The organism is Paracoccus benzoatiresistens (assembly GCF_026913015.1).
GTDB lineage: Bacteria > Pseudomonadota > Alphaproteobacteria > Rhodobacterales > Rhodobacteraceae > Paracoccus > Paracoccus benzoatiresistens.
In genome coordinates, this window is record NZ_JAPTYD010000013.1 from 14,122 (window position 1) to 31,588 (window position 17,467).

General features: G+C 66.4%; 19 protein-coding genes. 6 read left to right on the plus strand and 13 right to left on the minus strand.

Translation table 11 applies throughout. The features are described 5' to 3' along the window. The first annotated feature begins 107 nt into the window (after positions 1–107). Positions 108–1,313 (plus strand): phosphoglycerate kinase, encoded by a 1,206-nt coding sequence (locus OU682_RS11065; RefSeq protein ID WP_268942178.1) that lies wholly within the window; start codon positions 108–110, stop codon positions 1,311–1,313. Positions 1,314–1,396: 83 nt separating this feature from the next. Here OU682_RS11065 and OU682_RS11070 read toward each other — a convergent pair whose 3' ends face one another. From OU682_RS11070 to mdh, 13 genes are all read right to left on the minus strand, one after another. Beyond that, on the minus strand, positions 1,397–1,870 hold the full coding sequence (locus OU682_RS11070) for a transglycosylase SLT domain-containing protein (protein WP_268942179.1): 474 nt from the start codon (positions 1,868–1,870) through the stop codon (positions 1,397–1,399). Beyond that, entirely contained in the window at positions 1,863–3,257 is a 1,395-nt protein-coding gene (gene lpdA / locus OU682_RS11075; RefSeq protein WP_268942180.1) for a dihydrolipoyl dehydrogenase, read from the minus strand. The genes OU682_RS11070 and lpdA overlap by 8 nt, the downstream gene beginning before the upstream one ends. Before the next feature lie 33 nt (positions 3,258–3,290). Beyond that, positions 3,291–3,680, minus strand: coding sequence for an MAPEG family protein (locus tag OU682_RS11080; protein WP_268942181.1), 390 nt, complete (start codon positions 3,678–3,680; stop codon positions 3,291–3,293). A gap of 6 nt (positions 3,681–3,686) precedes the next feature. Next, the gene (locus tag OU682_RS11085; RefSeq protein ID WP_268942182.1) at positions 3,687–3,941 is read right to left on the minus strand and encodes a hypothetical protein; all 255 of its coding nucleotides are present in this window, start codon (positions 3,939–3,941) and stop codon (positions 3,687–3,689) included. A 62-nt stretch (positions 3,942–4,003) separates the two neighbouring features. Further along, a complete protein-coding gene (odhB, locus tag OU682_RS11090; RefSeq protein WP_268942183.1) occupies positions 4,004–5,611 on the minus strand; it encodes a 2-oxoglutarate dehydrogenase complex dihydrolipoyllysine-residue succinyltransferase in 1,608 nt (535 codons plus the stop codon). A gap of 4 nt (positions 5,612–5,615) precedes the next feature. Beyond that, positions 5,616–8,582: a 2-oxoglutarate dehydrogenase E1 component gene (locus OU682_RS11095; RefSeq protein WP_268942185.1), complete on the minus strand. Its 2,967-nt coding sequence runs from the start codon at positions 8,580–8,582 to the stop codon at positions 5,616–5,618. Between the two features lie 42 nt (positions 8,583–8,624). Continuing rightward, entirely contained in the window at positions 8,625–9,056 is a 432-nt protein-coding gene (locus OU682_RS11100; RefSeq protein WP_268942186.1) for a hypothetical protein, read from the minus strand. A gap of 37 nt (positions 9,057–9,093) precedes the next feature. Then, complete coding sequence (locus tag OU682_RS11105; RefSeq protein ID WP_268942187.1) at positions 9,094–9,489, minus strand: hypothetical protein; 396 nt, start codon at positions 9,487–9,489, stop codon at positions 9,094–9,096. A gap of 63 nt (positions 9,490–9,552) precedes the next feature. Next, on the minus strand, positions 9,553–9,900 hold the full coding sequence (locus OU682_RS11110; RefSeq protein ID WP_268942188.1) for a hypothetical protein: 348 nt from the start codon (positions 9,898–9,900) through the stop codon (positions 9,553–9,555). A gap of 74 nt (positions 9,901–9,974) precedes the next feature. Further along, positions 9,975–10,859 (minus strand): succinate--CoA ligase subunit alpha, encoded by an 885-nt coding sequence (sucD, locus tag OU682_RS11115; RefSeq protein WP_268942189.1) that lies wholly within the window; start codon positions 10,857–10,859, stop codon positions 9,975–9,977. A gap of 6 nt (positions 10,860–10,865) precedes the next feature. After that, entirely contained in the window at positions 10,866–12,059 is a 1,194-nt protein-coding gene (sucC, locus tag OU682_RS11120; RefSeq protein ID WP_268942190.1) for an ADP-forming succinate--CoA ligase subunit beta, read from the minus strand. A 155-nt stretch (positions 12,060–12,214) separates the two neighbouring features. Beyond that, on the minus strand, positions 12,215–12,550 hold the full coding sequence (locus tag OU682_RS11125; RefSeq protein ID WP_268942191.1) for a hypothetical protein: 336 nt from the start codon (positions 12,548–12,550) through the stop codon (positions 12,215–12,217). 112 nt (positions 12,551–12,662) lie between these two features. Further along, positions 12,663–13,625: a malate dehydrogenase gene (mdh, locus tag OU682_RS11130; protein WP_268942192.1), complete on the minus strand. Its 963-nt coding sequence runs from the start codon at positions 13,623–13,625 to the stop codon at positions 12,663–12,665. A 158-nt stretch (positions 13,626–13,783) separates the two neighbouring features. On the opposite strand from mdh, the gene OU682_RS11135 reads away from it, so the two are divergent. The 5 genes from OU682_RS11135 (at position 13,784) to OU682_RS11155 (ending at position 17,284) form a co-directional block, all read left to right on the plus strand. After that, entirely contained in the window at positions 13,784–14,530 is a 747-nt protein-coding gene (locus tag OU682_RS11135) for a sulfite exporter TauE/SafE family protein (RefSeq protein WP_268942193.1), read from the plus strand. An 81-nt stretch (positions 14,531–14,611) separates the two neighbouring features. Further along, positions 14,612–15,454 carry an HpcH/HpaI aldolase/citrate lyase family protein gene (locus OU682_RS11140; protein WP_268942194.1) on the plus strand — a complete coding sequence of 281 codons (843 nt, stop codon included), beginning with the start codon at positions 14,612–14,614 and terminating at the stop codon, positions 15,452–15,454. Between the two features lie 42 nt (positions 15,455–15,496). Continuing rightward, a complete protein-coding gene (locus OU682_RS11145) occupies positions 15,497–16,045 on the plus strand; it encodes an NnrU family protein (RefSeq protein WP_268942195.1) in 549 nt (182 codons plus the stop codon). 1 nt (position 16,046) lies between these two features. Continuing rightward, the gene (locus tag OU682_RS11150; RefSeq protein ID WP_268942196.1) at positions 16,047–16,253 is read left to right on the plus strand and encodes a DUF1737 domain-containing protein; all 207 of its coding nucleotides are present in this window, start codon (positions 16,047–16,049) and stop codon (positions 16,251–16,253) included. Continuing rightward, positions 16,250–17,284 carry a MaoC family dehydratase gene (locus OU682_RS11155; RefSeq protein WP_268942197.1) on the plus strand — a complete coding sequence of 345 codons (1,035 nt, stop codon included), beginning with the start codon at positions 16,250–16,252 and terminating at the stop codon, positions 17,282–17,284. Before OU682_RS11150 ends, OU682_RS11155 begins: the two co-directional genes overlap by 4 nt. Positions 17,285–17,467: the final 183 nt, after the last annotated feature.

Consider the following 17,467-nt stretch of genomic DNA (forward strand, 5'->3'; position numbering starts at 1 on the left):
ACGCGCAAACCCCCTCACGCAACCATCATACTTATGCGAGTGTTGACGAGGGGACCCCCATACGGGACAAGCCCCCAACGCCCCAAGATGCCCGAAAGGACGAAACGATGGCCGATTTCAAGACGATCGATGACCTGGACATGGACGGCAAGGTCGTCCTGACCCGCGTGGACGTGAACGTGCCGGTGGAAGACGGCCGCGTGACCGACGCGACGCGGATCGAGAAGATCGTGCCCACCGTCAAGGACATCCAGGCCAGGGGGGGCATCCCGGTCCTGCTGGCGCATTTCGACCGTCCCAAGGGCAAGCGCGTGGATGCCATGAGCCTGAAGCAGATCGTCCCGGCGCTGGAAGCGGCGCTTGGCCAGCCGGTGGCCTTTGCCGACGATTGCATCGGCGGCCCGGCCAAGCGCGTGGTGGCGGCCCTGAAGCCCGGCGATGTGGCGCTGCTGGAAAACACCCGCTTCCATGAAGGCGAGGAAGCGAACGACGCGACCTTCGCGGCCTCGATCGCGGCGCTTGGCAAGGTCTATGTGAACGACGCCTTTTCGGCCGCGCATCGGGCGCATGGCTCGACCGAGGGGCTGGCGCGGCTGCTGCCTTCGGGGGCGGGGCGGCTGATGGAGGCGGAACTGAAGGCGCTGGACGCGGCCCTTGGCAGCCCGCAGCGCCCGGTGATGGCGGTGGTGGGCGGGGCCAAGGTCTCGACCAAGCTCGATCTGCTGATGAACCTGATCGACAAGGTCGATCACCTGGTGATCGGCGGCGGCATGGCCAACACCTTCCTGGTGGCCAAGGGCGTCGAGGTGGGCAAGTCGCTGGCCGAACGCGACATGGCCGACACCGCGCGCCAGATCCTGGAAAAGGCCGACCAGGGCGGCTGCGCGATCCACCTGCCGCTGGACATCGTGGTGGCGCGCGAATTCAGGGCGGGCGCGGAATCGCAGGTGCTGCCGGTCGATCAGTGCCCGGCGGATGCCATGATCCTGGACGCGGGCCCCGCCACGGTCGAGGCGCTGCGCGAGGCTATGGCCCGGTGCAAGACGCTGATCTGGAACGGCCCGCTTGGCGCCTTCGAGATCGAGCCCTTTGACCGCGCCACCAACGCGGCGGCCCAGGCCGCGGCGACGCTGACGCGGGATGGCAAGCTGACCTCGGTCGCGGGCGGCGGTGATACGGTCGCGGCACTGAACAAGGCGGGCGTGGCGGGCGATTTCACCTTCATCTCGACCGCGGGGGGCGCCTTCCTGGAGTGGATGGAAGGCAAGGAACTGCCCGGTGTCGCGGCCTTGAAGGCGGCGCGGCACGGCTGACGCGGAAAGGGGGCGCTCGCGCCCCCTCTTGCGGTCTGGCGACCGCAATTCACCCCCGAGGATACTTGGATGAAGAAGAAGCCCTAACCGCGCAGGCCGGTCTTCTTCAGCAGGCCCTTGCGCTTGGCTTCATAGTAATAGCCGCGCCGATACCACATAACGGTTTCGTCCGGGTCGCCATCGGCCACCATCCAGGCGCCGCGCAGGTATCTGACGCCATAGCGCAGGTTCGTGTCGGCATCCAGAAGGCTGGCGGCAGGTCCCCGATGGCCCATGGTCCGCGCGGTCTGCGGGTTGATCTGCATCAGGCCATAGTAGGGACCGTTGCGGGCGCCGGGGCGGTGCTGGGATTCCCGCAGGATGATCCGTTGCACCATGGCCGATGGCACCTCGTAGTGCCCTGCCCAGTAGTTGATGCGCGATCGCAGATGCGGCGTCTCATTCGGGTAGAGCCCGTTGCTCCGGACGCCGGCCGGCATCTTCTGGCTGCCCCCGCCGCCACAGGCGGCAAGGGCAAGGGTTGCAAGGATCAGGCCACGACGACCAAGGTCAGACATGGATCGCGCCATCTCCGCAGGCCAGGGCCGCTTCACGCACCGCTTCCGAGGTCGTCGGATGCGCATGGCAGGTCAGCGCCAGATCCTGCGCGGCGGCGCCGAATTCCATCGCCACGCAGACCTCGTGGATCATCTCGCCTGCGTTCGGGCCGATGATGTGGCAGCCGAGGATCCGGTCGGTTTCCGCATCGGCGATCAGCTTGACGAAGCCATCGGCCTGCATGACTGCCTTGGCGCGCGCATTGCCCATGAAGGGGAACTTGCCGACCTTGATCTTGCGCCCGTCCGCCTTGGCGGCTTCCTCGGTCAGGCCGACGGCCGCGACTTCGGGCATGGTATAGATCACGCCGGGGATCACGTCGTAGTTGACGTGGCCGTGCTTGCCCGCGATCACCTCGGCCACGGCCATGCCCTCGTCCTCGGCCTTATGGGCCAGCATCGGGCCGGGGGCGGCGTCGCCGATGGCGTAGATGCCGGGGACCGAGGTGGCCCAGTGGCCGTCCACCTTGACATAGCCGCGGTCGGTCATGGCGACGCCCAGCTTGTCGAGACCCAGGCCTTCGACATAGGGACGGCGGCCGGTGGCGACCAGCACGACCTCGGCCTCCAGCGCCTGGTCGCTGTTGTCCTTGCGCAGGGTGTAGCTGACCCGGGCCTTGCCTTCGGCAGTCTCGACGCCCGACACGGCGGCGCCAAGGACGAACTTCAGGCCCTGCTTGGTCAGGATCTTCTGGAACTGCTTCTGCACCTCGGCGTCCATGCCGGGGGTGATGGCGTCCAGGTATTCGACCACCGTGACCTGCGTGCCAAGGCGGGCATAGACCGAGCCCAGCTCCAGCCCGATCACGCCCGCGCCGATCACGACCATGGATGCCGGGATCTTCGGCAGGGCCAGGACACCGGTCGAATCCACGATGATGCCCGCGTCGTTGTCGACCGTGACGCCCTTCAGGGCCGAGGGGACCGAACCCGTGGCGATCACGACGTTCTTCGTTTCATGCGTGGTGTCGCCGACCTTGACCTTGCCCGGCGCCTCGATCGTGGCCCAGCCTTTCAGCCAGTCGATCTTGTTCTTCTTGAACAGGAACTCGATGCCCTTGGTGTTGCCGCCGACCGTTTCGGCCTTGTAGCCCTGCATCTTCTGCCAGTCGATGTCGACATTGCCGACGTTCAGGCCCATTTTGGCGAAATTCTCGTGCGCCTCGTGCGCCATGTGGCTGGTATGCAGCAGCGCCTTGGACGGGATGCAGCCCACGTTCAGGCAGGTGCCGCCCAGGGTTTCGCGCCCTTCGACGCAGGCGACCTTCAGGCCCAGCTGCGCGGCGCGGATCGCGCAGACATAGCCGCCCGGCCCGGCGCCGATGACGATCAGGTCATAGGTTGACATCAATCTCTCCTTCTTGTCCCTCGGGGGCCGCGGTCAGAACAGCGCGGCCAGTATCATCACCATCGTCGCCGCGAACCCTACGGCCCAGATGGCCGAGCGCCAGGGCACCCAGCCAAGAACATAGGCGGGGACATAAAGGATTCGCGCGACGAGATAAATCCATGCGCAGGTTGCCGTCAGGGCTGATGTCGCCTCGCCAAGCGTCACGGCGACGATGGCGAGGGTGAACAGGATCAGCCCTTCGAAATGATTGTTCATGGCGCGCTGCAGGCGCCCGGCGGTGCCGGTCAGATGGGGCGGGTTGTCGCGCGGGCCCATGGCGACGCGGGGGCCGACCTGCAGGTTCGCGGCGACGGAAAAGGCAGCGAACTGCAATCCTTGCAGCAGGCCCGCCAGCGCCAGCGCCATCACTTCGGCGGTCATCATGGCTCAGGCGGTTTCCACGAAATGGAAGTCCGTCGCCGTCACGCCCGCCTGCGAATTGAAGGGCGCAGCGCCCATGGAAAGATAGGCATGTGCGGCCTTGGCGTCGCTTACCTGATAGAGCGCCCAGGCATTGCGGTCGCCCTCGCGCCACAATTGCAGCAGCGACAGGCCGTTAAGCCCACGATCCTCGGCATCCGCGTCGAAGGCGGCGCGGAAGGTGGTGAAATCGCCGATGGTATAACACGCGATCAGTTGCATGGCCTATCTCCCATTTGCCGGAACGGAACGGCACTGCCACCCATGGGCAGTGCCGTCTTGTCTTACAGGTCCATCAGCAGGCGGCGCGGATCCTCCAGCGCTTCCTTGACGCGGACCAGGAAGGTCACGGCGCCCTTGCCGTCCACGATCCGGTGGTCATAGGACAGCGCCAGATACATCATCGGGCGGATGACGATCTGCCCTCCCACCACGACCGGGCGGTCCTGGATCTTGTGCATCCCCAGGATCCCCGACTGCGGGGGGTTCAGGATGGGCGAGGACATCAGCGAGCCATAAACCCCGCCGTTCGAGATGGTGAAGGTGCCGCCCTGCATTTCCTGCATGGTCAGCTTGCCGTCGCGGCCCTTGGCGCCCAGTTCGGCGATCTCTTTCTCGATCGCGGCAAAGCCCTTCTGGTCGGCGTCGCGCACGACCGGGACGACCAGGCCCGAGGGGGTGCCGACGGCGACGCCCATGTTGACGTAGTTCTTGTAGACCACGTCGGTGCCGTCGATCTCGGCATTGACCTCGGGGACTTCCTTCAGGGCGTGGCAGCAGGCCTTCACGAAGAAGGACATGAAGCCCAGCTTGACCTTGTGCTTCTTCTCGAAGGCGTCCTTGTATTCGTTGCGCAGACCCATGACGCCGGACATGTCGGCCTCGTTGTAGGTCGTCAGCATCGCCGCCGAGTTCTGCGCGTCCTTCAGGCGCCGCGCGATGGTCTGGCGCAGGCGGGTCATCTTGACGCGCTCCTCGCGCGCGGCGTCGGCTGCCGGACGGGGGGCTGCCGGGGCAGGGGCCGCGGGCCTTGCGGCGGGCTGCGCCCTGGCTACGTCTTCCTTCATCACGCGGCCATCGCGGCCCGAACCCGTGACCTGGTCGCGGCTCACGCCCTTTTCGGCCATGGCCTTCTTGGCGGAGGGCGCATCCTCGATGTCAGAGCGCGGCTTCATCTGCTCGGGTCCCGCACCGGGCGAGCCGACATCGCCCGCAGTCGTGCCGTCCTCGCCGCCCGAGGCCGAACCGACCGGGGCCGCAGCGTTGCCATAAGCGCCCTTGTGGTCAGCCGCGCCGCTGGCGGGTTGGCTGGCCGGGGAACCCGCGCCAGCCGCGCCTTCCGTGATGATCGCAAGGCGCGCCTTGGCATCGACGGTCGCGCCTTCCTCGGCCAGGATCTCGGCCAGGATGCCCGCGGCGGGGGCCGGAACCTCGACCGAGACCTTGTCGGTTTCCAGCTCGCACAGCATCTCGTCGGCGGCCACCGAGTCGCCCGGCTTCTTGAACCAGGTGGCGACCGTCGCCTCGGTCACGCTTTCGCCAAGCGCGGGCACCATCACGTCCACGGTTTTGCCGCTCATGTTCTTCTGTCCTTCCGGGGTCTTCTGGGCCGTTTGCGGTGCGGCCTGCGGTTGTTCTTGGGTTGCATCGCTGCCCGCCTCAGCGATCTGGGCCAGCAGGGCGTCGGGGCCGACGGTTTCACCCTCCAGGGCGACGATCTGGGCCAGGGTGCCCGCCGCGGGGCTTGGCACCTCGACCGTCACCTTGTCGGTTTCCAGCTCGCACAGCATTTCGTCCATCGCGACGGCGTCACCCGGTTTCTTGAACCAGGTGGCGACGGTCGCCTCGGTGACGGATTCGCCCAGTGCGGGCACGCGGACTTCGGTAGGCATCAACTCATCCTTCCAGCGACAGCGCTTCGTTCACCAGGGCTTCCTGCTCGGCCTTGTGGCGCGAGCCAAGACCCGTGGCGACCGATGCGGCGGCGTTCCGGCCGACATAGCGGGCGCGGTTGTGCTTGGCCCCCAGGCGGTCCAGCGACCATTCCAGATAGGGCTCGACAAAGCTCCAGCCGCCCTGGTTCTTGGGTTCTTCCTGGCACCAGACGATCTCGGCGTCCTTGAAGCGGCCCAGTTCCTTGACCATCGACTGCGCGGGGAAGGGATAGAACTGTTCCAGCCGCAGCAGGTAGATGTCGTCGATCCCGGCCTCGTCCCGCGCCTTCAGCAGGTCGTAATAGACCTTGCCCGAGCAGATCACGACGCGGCGGATGCGGTGATCCGGCACCAGCGTCACGTCGGACGCGCCACGCTGCGCATCGTCCCACAGGACGCGGTGGAAGGTCGATCCGGTCTGGAAATCCTCGGCCCGGCTGGTGGCCTTGGGATGGCGCAGCAGCGATTTCGGCGTCATCAGCACCAGCGGCTTGCGGAACCGGCGGTGCATCTGGCGGCGCAGGATGTGGAAATAGTTGGCCGGCGTCGTGCAGTTGGCGACGATCCAGTTGTCCTCGGCGCACATCTGCAGGAAGCGTTCCAGACGCGCGGAGGAGTGCTCCGGCCCCTGGCCTTCGAAGCCGTGGGGCAGCAGCATCACGAGGCCCGACATGCGCAGCCATTTCTTCTCGCCCGAGGAGATGAACTGGTCGAACATGATCTGCGCGCCGTTGGCGAAATCGCCGAACTGCGCTTCCCACATCACCAGGGCGTTCGGTTCGGCCAGCGAATAGCCGTATTCGAAACCCAGAACCGCATATTCCGACAGCATCGAGTCGATGACCTCGTAATGCGCCTGGCCTTCCGCGATGTGGTTCAGCGGGTAATAGCGGTCCTCGGTCTTCTGGTCGATGAAGGCCGAATGGCGCTGGCTGAAGGTGCCGCGCGTGCTGTCCTGGCCGGCCAGCCGCACGCCCTTGCCTTCCAGCAGCAGGGAGCCGAAGGCCAGCGCCTCGCCCGTTGCCCAGTCGAAGCCCTCGCCGGTCTCGAACATCTGGCGCTTGGCATCCAGCAGGCGGCCCACGGTCTTGTGCAGCGTCAGCCCCTCGGGCACCGTGGTCAGCGCGCGGCCGATCCCGGCCATGGTGGAGGGCTCGATCCCGGTTTCGCCCGAGACGTATTCGGCCCCCTCGCGATCCAGGCCCGACCACTTGCCGTCCAGCCAGTCGGCCTTGTTCGGCTTGTAGTTCTTGCCGATCTCGAACTCTTCGCCCAGGTGGTTCTGGAAGGCGGCCTTCATGTCCTCGATCTCGCCCTCGGGGATCAGCCCGTCGGCGACCATGCGCTCGGTATAAAGCTGCAGGGTGGTCTTGTGGCCCTTGATCTTGGTGTACATCGCCGGGTTGGTGAACATCGGCTCGTCGCCTTCGTTGTGACCGAAGCGGCGATAGCAGAAGATGTCGATGACCACGTCCTTGTGGAACTTCTGGCGGAACTCGGTCGCGACCTTGGCGGCGTGGACCACGGCCTCGGGGTCGTCGCCGTTCACGTGGAAGATCGGCGCCTCGACCATCAGGGCGATGTCGGTCGGATAGGGCGAGGTGCGGCTGAAATGCGGCGCGGTCGTGAAGCCGATCTGGTTGTTCACGACGATATGGATCGTGCCGCCGGTCTTGTGGCCGCGGATGCCCGACAGCTGCAGGCATTCCGCCACGACGCCCTGGCCCGCGAAGGCCGCGTCGCCATGCAGCAGGATGGGCAGCACCGTCGTGCGGTCGCGCGTGTCGCCCAGCTGGTCGCTCTTGGCGCGCGCCTTGCCCAGCACCACGGGGTTCACGGCCTCCAGGTGCGACGGGTTGGCGGTCAGCGACAGGTGGACGGTGTTGCCGTCGAATTCGCGGTCGCTGGAGGCGCCGAGGTGGTATTTCACGTCGCCCGAACCGTCCACGTCCTCGGGCTTGAAGCTGCCGCCCTGGAATTCGTGGAAGATCGCCCGGTAGGGTTTAGACAGCACGTTGGCCAGCACCGACAGGCGACCGCGGTGCGGCATCCCGACGACGATTTCCTTCACGCCAAGCGCTCCGCCGCGCTTGATGATCTGTTCCATGGCCGGGATCAGCGCCTCGCCACCGTCAAGGCCGAAGCGCTTGGTGCCCATGTATTTCACGTGCAGGAACTTCTCGAAGCCCTCGGCCTCGACCAGCTTGTTCAGGATGGCGCGGCGGCCTTCCTGGGTGAACTGGATTTCCTTGCCGTAGCCTTCGATCCGCTCCTTCAGCCAGGCGGCCTCCTCGGGGTCCGAGATGTGCATGAACTGGATCGCGAAGGTGCCGCAATAGGTCCGCTGCATCAGCTCGGTGATCTGGCGGATCGAGGCGATTTCCAGCCCCAGGACGTTGTCGATGAAGATCGGCCGGTCCAGATCGCCCGGCCCGAAGCCATAGGTAGCCGGGTTCAGCTCTCCATGGTCGGGCACGTCGCGCAGGCCCAGCGGGTCCAGGTCCGCATGCAGGTGGCCGCGGATCCGATAGGCACGGATCAGCATCAGCGCGCGGATCGAATCCAGCACCGCCTGGCGCATCTGGTCCTCGGTCAGGCTGACGCCCTTTTCCTCGGCCTTGGCGGCGATCTTCTTCATCGCGGCCTTGGCTTCGTCCCGGGACGCCATCGGCCATTCGCCGGTCAGCGCCGCCGTGGTTTCATCGGCGGGAACCGGAGGCCAGTCGGCGCGCTTCCAGCTGGCGCCCTCGGCCTCGCGCGCGGCATCCTCTCCGCTGTCGCCCAGGCTGCGGAAGAAGGCGTCCCAGCCTGCATCGAAGGCCTGCGGGTTCTGCGCCCACTGGCCATAGAGCTGTTCGATATAGGCGGCGTTGTGCCCTTGCAGGAAGGACGAGTCGTGGAAGTCGGCGTTGTTGGGTTGGTCGGTCATCTTGTCTCGCGTCCTTGACGCAATGGGGGATGGGGTGCGGCGTCAGGCGGCGCTGCAGGTGACGATCATCATCTGGACGCCGGGCATTGCGCTGCCCGCGCCCGGCTTGTTGGTCCGGCTGTCTTCCAGGCCGCGGCCCGCCTGGCGGCAAAGCTGCGCGGGTGCCGCGTCGATCCTGGCGGCCTCGGTCTGGGCGGGGCGGAACAGAACCGTGAAGCGGCTGTCGGCGTCACCGGAAACCGAAATCAGCGACGCCTGGTGCAACCCGGTGCGGCTGTCCACCGGCCCGGTCGGGGCGGCGGGCGCCGCCGGGGCCGCGACGGGCGGGGCAGCGGGCACCGCGGGCGTGACCACGCGCGGCGCGGCAGGCGCGGCAGGCGCCGCAGGGGCCTGCGGCACGGGAACCGTGGCGGGCTGCACGCAACCGGCCAGGGCGCAGAGGGCAAGAAGGCTCAGCAGGCGCGGCATGTTCATGATTTGAGTTGCTGGAGTTCTGGATGTCATGACCGCCTCAGGCACAGATGATGTCGATAATGGCCGCGCCGGGATCGGCGCTCGGATCGAGGCGCGGCACAGGCTCGATCCGCGCGACCCGGCGCCGTTCCAGTCCGCACAGCGCACGGGCCGCGGCCTGATCGGCCCCGGCAGGCGCGCGGGAAGGGTGATAGATCACCCGCCAGCCGAAATCCCGCCGCGCCACGGTGCGCACCGAATCGGGCGGCAGGGTGCTGGCCTCGTGCAGGTTCGTCCGGGCCGGAATGCCGCCCGGCAGGATGTCGTTGGTCGGCGCGCGCCCGCAGGCGCTCAGGGCCATCAGGGCCGTCAGCGACAGGGGCGCGATGCAACGGCGGGCGCGGGCGGAAACCCGGTCCGTCGGAAAGGCTGCGGCGCGCTGCGGCTGGTTCACGTCATCCCCCTGGCCTTGCCAGTGCCCCCATAGGTAGGCCGGGGACACTGCATTTCAAATGCGTCACGAGCAGGTGACGGTCATCCGCTGCACGCCCGTGCTGAACTGCGGCCCGGTCGTATCGACCGGATCGGCGGTGAACACGGTCGAGGCGGTGTTGGCGCAGATCGTCGCCGGTGCGGCGGCCACCTGCTCGGCAGTCACCGCGTCGCCGCGATAGAAAACCGTATGCTGGTTGCGGGTCCGCGACACGGCCACGACCGCCTCGGCGGGCAGGCCCGTGGCCATTGCCAGGGCCTCGGTCGAGGCGGAATCGACCGTCACGGCGGTTTCTACCCGGGTGACCGGTTCGGGCGCGCAGGCCCCCAGCACAACAGTCGAGGCGATGATGGTAGCGGGAAGCATCTTCATCTTCAGTCTCCTGTGGTTGACCAGTGCAGTTGATCGTGCCGGGGGAACGCCCGCTTGGCGTCAGGGGTTCAGTTTCAGCCCTTTATGGCCTTCAGGACCGCCTCGCCCAGACCCGCGGGGCTGTCGGCCACGACGATCCCGGCGCGCTTCATCGCCTCGATCTTCGATTCCGCGTCACCCTTGCCGCCCGACACGATGGCGCCGGCATGGCCCATGCGACGGCCCGGAGGCGCCGTGCGGCCCGCGATGAAGCCGGCGGTCGGCTTCCAGTTGCCCTTGGCCTTCTGCGCGGCCAGGAACTCGGCCGCTTCTTCCTCGGCGGAACCGCCGATCTCGCCGATCATGATGATCGACTCGGTCTCGGGATCGTCCAGGAACATCTGCAGCACGTCGATATGCTCCATCCCCTTGATGGGGTCGCCACCGATGCCCACCGCGCTGGACTGGCCCAGGCCCACGTCCGAGGTCTGCTTCACGGCCTCATAGGTCAGGGTGCCCGAACGCGACACGACGCCGACGCTGCCGCGGCGGAAGATGGAACCCGGCATGATGCCGATCTTGCATTCGTCCGGCGTCATGATGCCGGGGCAGTTCGGCCCGATCAGGCGCGATTGCGAGCCCTGCAAGGCCCGCTTGACGCGCATCATGTCCAGCACGGGGATGCCTTCGGTGATGCAGACGATCAGCGGGATCTGCGCGTCGATGGCTTCCAGGATCGAATCCGCCGCGAAGGGGGGCGGCACATAGATCGCGGTCGCGTTGGCGCCCGTCTTAGCCACGGCCTCGTGGACCGAGTTGAAGACCGGCAAGCCCAAGTGTTCGCTGCCGCCCTTGCCGGGCGTCACGCCGCCGACCATCTGCGTGCCGTAGGCGATCGCCTGTTCGGTGTGGAAGGTGCCCTGGGATCCGGTGATCCCCTGGCAGATGACTTTGGTATCTTTGTTAACGAGAACGGCCATCTTCTATTATCCCTTCACCGCTTTCACGATTTTCTCTGCCGCATCCGACAGGTCGTCGGCGGGAATGACGTTCAGCCCCGAATCGCGGATGATCTGCTTGCCCAGGTCCACGTTCGTGCCCTCGAGGCGCACGACCAGCGGAACCTGCAGGCCGACCTCCTTCACGGCGGCGATGATGCCTTCCGCGATGATGTCGCAGCGCATGATGCCGCCGAAGATGTTGACCAGGATGCCTTTGACGTTCGGATCGGACGTGATGATCTTGAAGGCCTCGGTCACCTTCTCCTTGGTGGCGCCGCCGCCCACGTCCAGGAAGTTCGCGGGTTCCGCGCCATAAAGCTTGATGATGTCCATCGTGGCCATCGCCAGGCCCGCGCCGTTCACCATGCAGCCGATCTCGCCGTCAAGCGCGATGTAGTTCAGGTCGAACTTCGAGGCGGCCAGTTCCTTGGGATCTTCCTCGGTCTCGTCGCGCAGCGCCAGGATGTCGGGCTGGCGGTAGAGCGCGTTGTTGTCGAAGCCCATCTTCGCGTCCAGGCACTTGATGTTGCCTTCGGGCGTGACGATCAGCGGGTTGATCTCCAGCATCTCCATGTCCTTTTCGATGAACATGCGATACAGGTTCTTGACCAGGGCCACGCACTGCTTGACCTGACCGCCGGTCAGACCCAGGGCAAAGGCCACACGGCGGCCGTGGAAGTCCGACAGGCCTGACGCGGGATCGACGCTGAAGCTGACGATCTTTTCCGGCGTGTGGGCGGCCACTTCCTCGATGTCCATGCCGCCTTCGGTCGAGGCGACGAAGCTGACGCGGCTGGTCTGGCGGTCCACCAGCAGGGCCAGGTACAGCTCGCGCGCGATGTCGCTGCCGTCCTCGATGTAGATGCGGTTGACCTGCTTGCCGGCGGGTCCGGTCTGGTGCGTGACCAGGGTGCGGCCCAGCATCTGGCGGGTCAGTTCCTCGGCTTCCTCGACCGACTTGGCCAGGCGGACGCCGCCCTTTTCACCGGCTTCGGCTTCCTTGAAGCTGCCCTTGCCGCGGCCGCCTGCGTGGATCTGCGCCTTGACCACCCAGAGGGGGCCGTCCATCTCGCTGGCGGCGGTCTTGGCCTCGTCCGCCTTCATCACGATCCGGCCGTCGCTGACCGGCGCGCCGTACTGACGCAGCAGCGCCTTGGCCTGGTATTCGTGGATATTCATCTCGACCCCCTCGTTCGGTTCGACAGATTTGGCGGCCTCTTGCCACAACTGGGGGGCGTTCGAAAAAGGGTTTGATCGGCGGATGCTGTTAAAATCGCAGGAAGGGGCGAAATGTGATCACGGCCTGAAATCCCGTGATCACAAACCTGATCTGCTTAGTCTGCCACGCGGTTGCAATCCAGGCTCTGGCCGGTGGCTGGCGACCGCCAGGTGAGCTGATTGTCGTTCTGCCACTGCACCTCGATTACTGAACCATCTTCCAGTGTCATGGTCGTCATCCGGTTCTGGGTCGAGAAGCCGCGGATCCTGACCGGCTGCGCGGTACTGGATGGCTGATAGAACGCGGGGGTGAATGTCACGGCCGTGGTGCCGCAATCCCAGTTGCCCATGAAGGGCAGCTGATCGGTGGGCCGGGGGGATGTGGGCGGTGCCTGGCAGCCGGTCAGCAGCAGCACGGGCAAAAGGCCAACAGGCAGGAAGGTCCGGTTCATGGTCGCCTCCGGTTACGGGAACAGGGCGATCATAGGACGGAAGCCGAAAAACACATAACATCATGTGCAAAGGCGCGCCCGTGGGCGCGCCTTCGACAATTTGGCGTGACGATCAGGCCAGCGAGCTGTCGATGTCCTTGCAGGCTTCGACCAGGCCATTCACCGCATCGACCGACTTGGTGAACATCGCCTGTTCGTCGTCGTTCAGCGCGATGTCGATCACCTTTTCCACGCCGCCCGCGCCGATCACGGTGGGCACGCCCACATACATGCCGTTCAGGCCATAGGCGCCCTCCACATAGGCCGCGCAGGGCAGGACGCGCTTCTGGTCCTTCAGATAGGCTTCCGCCATCTCGATGGCCGAGGTCGCGGGAGCATAGAAGGCGCTGCCGGTCTTCAGCAGGCCGACGATCTCGGCGCCGCCGTCACGGGTGCGCTGGACGATCGAGTCCAGCTTTTCCTGCGTGGTCCAGCCCATGCTGACCAGATCCGGCAGCGGGATGCCCCCCACGGTCGAATAGCGGGTCAGCGGGACCATCGTGTCGCCGTGGCCGCCCAGCACGAAGGCGGTCACGTCCTTCATCGAGACGCCGAATTCCAGCGACAGGAAGTGACGGAAGCGGGCCGAATCCAGCACGCCGGCCATGCCGCAGACCTTCTCGCGCGGAAGGCCCGAGAACTCGCGCAGCGCCCAGACCATCGCGTCCAGCGGGTTGGTGATGCAGATGACAAAGGCGTTCGGCGCGTGCTTGGCGATGCCTTCGCCGACCGACTTCATGACCTTGAGGTTGATGCCCAGAAGGTCGTCGCGGCTCATCCCCGGCTTGCGCGGAACGCCGGCGGTGACGATGCAGACATCGGCACCCGCGATGTCGGCGTAATCGTTGGTGCCCTTCAGGACCGCGTCGAAGCCCTCGGACGGACCCGATTCCGCGATGTCCAGCGCCTTGCCTTGGGGCGTGCCCTCGGCGATGTCGAACAGGACGACGTCGCCCAGTTCCTTCATCGCGGCCAGATGCGCCAGCGTGCCGCCGATCTGCCCCGCACCGATCAGTGCGATTTTGGGTCGGGCCATGGATAACCTCCGGGTGTCATGGATGATTGTTGCGCGGTGGTTAAGGGGTCGGGCAACGAATCGCAAGCCTCCGCCTCCGCGGCGCAGCAGTGTTGGCGCTGACACTTGCCAATCGCCGCAGGCCGACGCATGGCTTCGCCGGCAACCGGGGGATGGCGATGCTGGATTTGACGGTCGGAGGTTGGGTGCTGGCGGTCATCGCCGCCGTCGCCGTGGGCCTTGCCAAGGGCGGGCTGGCGATGGTGGGGATGATCTCGGTTCCCATGCTGTCGCTGGTGATGTCGCCGGTGCAGGCGGCGGGGCTGATGCTGCCGGTCTATGTCGTGTCGGACGTCGGCGGGCTGCTGGCCTTCCGCCATCATTTCGATCGCAGGGTTCTGGCGACCGCGCTGCCCGGGGCGCTTGCCGGGATCGGTATCGGCTGGGCGGCGGCGCATGTGGTGCCGGTCGATGGGGTGACCTTCATCGTTGGCGCGGTCGGGCTGATCTTTGCGCTGAACGCGCTGATCCGACCGCATCTGTCGGCGCAGAAGCGCCGGCCTTCCCCGGCGCGAGGCACTCTATGGGGACTGCTGTCGGGCTATACCAGCTTTGTCAGCCATGCCGGGGCGCCGCCCTGGCAGGTCTATGTCCAGCCGCTGCGGCTGCCCGCGCTGATCTATGCCGGAACGACGACCTGGTTCTTTGCCATCTGCAACTGGGTCAAGCTGATCCCCTATGCCGCGCTTGGACAGCTCAATCCCGCGGCCCTGGCGACGGCGGCGGTGCTGACGCCCGCCGCGCTGGCCTCGGTCTGGATCGGTCTGCGGCTGGTCAGGATCATCCCCGAGGCGCTGTTCTACAAGCTGATCACCTGGGGGCTGCTGGCCGTGTCGCTGCGGCTGATCTGGCAGGCCCTGGCCTGACGCCGCAATGCAGCAAGATTGCGCTTGCCAATTCTGGCACCGCAGGGCAGCGTCGCGCAACAATATTGCGAGGAGGTTCTGATGGCGCGGCCCTATCGTTCGGTTCTTTACATCCCTGCCGCCAATGCCCGGGCGATGGAGAAGGCCCAGGGGCTGCCCGTCGATGCGATCATCTTCGACCTGGAGGATGCGGTCGCCCCGGCGGAAAAGCCCGCCGCACGGGATGCCCTGACTGCGGCGCTGGCGAACGACTATGGCGACCGGGCGCGAATCGTGCGGATCAACGGGCTGGCGACCGAATGGGGGCAGGAGGACGCAGGCTTCTGCGCGACCCTCCGGGCGGATGCCGTGCTGATCCCCAAGGTGGACAGCGCAGCCGACCTGGACCGCGTGGCCGCTCTGGTTCCCGATCTGCCCTTGTGGGCGATGATGGAAACGCCGCTGGGAATGCTCAACGCGGCGCAGATCGCCGCCCATCCCCGGCTGGAGGGGATGGTGATGGGCACCAACGACCTTGCGAAGGAATTGAACAGCCGCTTCCGCCCGGACCGCCTGCCGATGCAGGCCGGGCTTGGCCTGTGCCTGCTGGCCGCCAAGGCCCATGGCAAGGTGATCGTGGACGGCGTCTTCAACGCCTTCAAGGACGAGGACGGCCTGCGCGCCGAATGCGAACAGGGCCGCGACATGGGTTTTGACGGCAAGACGCTGATCCACCCCGCCCAGCTTGCCATCGCCAACCAGGCCTTCGCGCCGACGGATGCCGAGATCGACCTGGCCCGCCGCCAGATCGACGCCTTCCAGGCGGCAGCGGCCGAGGGCAAGGGCGTCGCCGTTGTCGATGGCAAGATCGTCGAGAACCTGCATGTCGAGACCGCCCGCAAGACGCTCGACCGGGCCAAGGCGATTGCGGCCATGGCCGGTTGAGGGCAGGGTGGCCCGCGTGAGCATCCAGCGAAAGGAAGCCAGATGGTTCTGCTGATTTCGGGCGTCGCCCTGTGGTGGGCGGCGCATCTGTTCAAGCGCGTGGCCCCCGAACGCCGCGCCGCCTTGGGCGAGAAGGGCAAGGGGCTGGTCGCGATCCTGCTGATCCTGTCGGTCTTCCTGATGGCCCGTGGCTATGGACAGGCCGACGGCCCGGTCTGGTGGGGCCGCTCGCCCGCGACGACGGGCATCAACAACCTGCTGATGCTGCTGGCCTTCTATCTCTACGCCGCCGACGGCATGGGGACGCGCGTCACCGCGTGGATCCATCACCCGCAACTGACGGGCTTCTCGCTCTGGGCCTTTGCGCATCTGCTGACGAATGGCGACCTGCCGTCCTTTGTCCTGTTCGGCGGGCTTCTGGTCTGGGCGCAGGTGGAAATCGTCCTGCTGAACCGCGCGGGCGCCTGGAAGCAGCGGACCGGCCCGTTCCCCGTCCGCAAGGAAATCATGGCGGCCGTGGGCGCGGTCGTCGTCATGCTGGTCGTGGGCCTGATCCACGGCTGGGTCGGACCCTGGCCATTCGGAGGCTGACTTGACCACCCTTTACCGCTGCATCACCGAGGACGACACCTCGCGCTTCTGCCACCGCGTCAGCGAGGCGCTGTCCCTGGGCTGGTCCCTGCATGGCAGCCCGACGATGGCCTGGGATCCCGTCAAGGCCGTGATGCGCATGGGCCAGGCGATCACCAAGGAGGTCGAGGCCGAATACCACCCCGACATGAAGCTGGGGCAGCAATGACCAAGACCAATCCGGGCCGCTTCTTCGAGGATTACCGCGTTGGCCAGGTGATCCGCCACGCTGTCCCCCGCACCGTGGCCGAGGGAGAACGGGCGCTTTATCACGCGCTCTATCCCGCGCGCCAGGCGCTCTATTCCAGCGATGAATTTGCGACGAGTTGCGGGCTGGAGGGCAGCCCGATGGACGACCTGCTGGCCTTTCACATCGTCTTCGGAAAGTCCGTTCCCGACGTCAGCCTGAACGCGGTCGCGAACCTGGGCTATGCGCAGGGCCGCTGGCTGGCGCCGGTCTGGCCGGGCGATACGCTGCGGTCGGAATCGCAGGTGATCGGGCTGAAGCAGAACTCCAATGGCAAGACGGGCGTCGTCTGGGTGCGGACGCGCGGCCTCAACCAGATGGACGAGCCTGTGCTGGACTATGTCCGATGGGTGATGGTGCGCAAACGCGACCTGGACGCTCCGGCGCCAGCAGCGGTTGTGCCTGACCTGGCCCCCGCCGTCGCCGCCGAGGATCTGGTGATCCCCGAGGGGCTGTATTTCTCGGATTACGACTTCGGGCTTGCGGGCGAGCCGCATCGCTGGGGCGATTATGAGGTTGGCGAGAAGATCGACCATGTGGACGGCGTCACCATCGAGGAAGCCGAGCATATGCTGGCCACGCGCCTGTGGCAGAACACCGCCAGGGTGCATTTCGACGCGACCGCCCGCGAGGATGGCAGGCGGCTGATCTATGGCGGCCATGTCATCAGCATGGCGCGCGCGCTGTCCTTCAACGGGCTTGCCAATGCGCAGATGATCGTTGCGCTGAACGCGGGCGTCCATGTCAATCCCTGCTTCGCGGGCGACACCATCCGCGCCTGGTCCGAGGTTCTGGACAAGGCGGAAACCGACGCCCCCGGTGTGGGCGCGATCCGCCTGCGTCTGGTCGCGACCAAGGGCGATTGCGGCGCCTTTGCCCTGAAGGACGGCGAAGGCCGCTATCTGCCCGAGGTCCTTCTGGATCTGGACTACTGGGCGCTGATGCCGGCCTGAGGCAGGGCGCCTTGCGCCGCGCCCTGCGTTGTGATCACAGCTTGCGGGCTCGTGATCACAAAGGCCGCAAAGCGTTGAAAATAGCCCCGCGGTCTGGCATCCGCGGGTGACAGATGCGACAAAGGCCGACACAACACGCGCCAATCGCCAGCCCGCGAGGCCAGCCGTGCCTGCGACGGGTCG